This is a genomic window from Gordonia alkanivorans NBRC 16433, from assembly GCF_000225505.1.
GTDB classification, from domain to species: Bacteria; Actinomycetota; Actinomycetes; order Mycobacteriales; family Mycobacteriaceae; genus Gordonia; species Gordonia alkanivorans.
Genome location: NZ_BACI01000007.1, coordinates 1 through 1,986 on the forward strand (window position 1 = coordinate 1; position 1,986 = coordinate 1,986).

Below are 1,986 nucleotides of genomic sequence, written 5' to 3' on the forward strand. Positions count from 1 at the left end.
CGTCGCCGCCGCGGTTCTGGTGCGCGACGACCTCCTCGTCGCCTACGTCTTCGGGGATGCCGAGGTGGCGCAGGTACGTGAACATGCGGCACGTCGCCTCGCGCCGTACATGGTGCCGGACACCGTGGTCGTACTCGACGACATGCCGCTCGGAACATCCGGGAAGATCGACCGAAAGTCGCTTCCCGCACCGGAGCTCGGTCCGCGTGAGATCGTTGCGCCGGGTTCGGACACCGAACGCCTGATCGTCGAGATCGTCGCCGACGTCCTCGACCAGGCCGTCGAGCGGGTGTCGGTCACCGACAGCTTCTTCGAGATCGGCGGGCACTCGTTGTCCGCTACCAGGGTCGCCGCCCGGCTCTCGCACATGTTCTCGCTGCCGTTCACCGTTCGTGAACTGTTCGACGCCCCGTCCGTCCGTGCCATGGCCTCGTGGGTCGATGAGCGTCTGGGTCGCGCTAGGGGCGCCGCGCCGTCGGCCTCCGGTGAGCGGACCGGCGATGAACTCCTCGACCTCGGCTCCATCCCGCGTCCGTCACGCCCGCCCCTCTCTGCGGCGCAGCAGCGGATGTGGTTCATCAACCAGTTCGATCCGGCGTCACCCGCGTACAACATCCCGTTCGCCATGCGGCTGCGCGGTCGGCTCGACACCGTGGCCCTGCGCGCCGCGCTCGCCGACGTGATCACCCGGCACGAGGTGCTGCGCACCCGGTACCCGCAGGACCTCGACGGTAGGCCTTGGCAGGACATCGCGTCCGCCGACGAGGTGACCGTGGACCAGTGGTGGTGCGACGAGGACGTCGAGACCCTCGCCTCCACTGGCTTCGACGTCACCCGCGACCTGCCGATCCGTGCCGGGATCGTCGCCGAGTCCGACGACCACCTCCTGGTCGTGGTCCTCCATCACATCGCGGCGGACGGTGAATCCCTGCGACCGCTCGTCGACGACCTGCTGCACGCCTATGCCGCGCGTACGGCGGGACATGCGCCCGAACGCCCCCCGCTGGACGTCCAGTACGCGGATGTCGCCCTCTGGCAACAGCGCGTCCTCGGGTCGGTGGACGATCCGGACTCTGCGCTCGGTCGCCGGGCCCGGTGGTGGCAGGAGGAGCTCGCGGACCTGCCCGATGTACTCGAACTGCCGACTGATCGTCCGCGGCCGCCGGTGGCATCGCTCCACGGTGCCGTCGTGGAATTCGGGGTGCCCGAGGGACTCGCGTCGTCGATCGACGGGTTCGCACGTCGCCATGGGGTCACCGCGTTCATGGTGCTGCACGCCGCCGTCGCGGTCGTGCTGTCCCGTCTCGCGGGTTCCTCCGACATCGCACTCGCGACGCCGGTCGCAGGTCGTGGTCGCGCCGAACTCGATGCCCTGGTCGGCATGTTCGTCAACACCGTCGTCTTGCGCACCCAGGTCGACCCGGGTGCCACGTTCGGCGAGGTGATCGGGCAGGTCCGCGACACCGACCTCGACGCGTTCGCGGCTGCCGACGTCCCCTTCGAGCACCTCGTCGAGGTACTCGCCCCGACCCGCAGCGAGGCGTTCGCACCCCTCGCCCAGGTGATGCTGACACTGGAACAGTCCGCGATCGGCGACATCTCGGTGCCCGGCCTGACGGTCACGCCCGTCGAGGCGGGTGTTCCCGCCGCGCGATTCGACCTCATGATCGGAATGACGGCCGCACGCGACGCAGCCGGCGACCTGACCGCCCTGTCCGGGCGGATCGTCTACGCCACCGACCTCTTCGAGGATCGCACCGTCCGCCGTCTGGGTGAGCGGATCGTCGACGTCCTCACCACCGGTCTCGCCGACGACACGGTGGTGGTCGGCGACATCGACCTCGCCGACGCGACCGAGCGTGCCGCCATCGCGGACTGGTCGCGGGGTGCGGTGGTGGAGTTGGGGTGGGGTGGTCGTTCGGTGGGTTCGGTGGTGGCTGAGCGGGTGGGGTTGTCGGGGTCGCAGGTGGCGGTGTGGTGTGGGAA

General features: G+C 69.7%; 1 protein-coding gene. It reads left to right on the forward strand.

The genetic code is table 11. The features are described 5' to 3' along the window. Positions 1-1,986: condensation domain-containing protein (locus GOALK_RS01180; protein ID WP_006356950.1), on the forward strand; the 1,986-nt coding region annotated here is incomplete at both ends.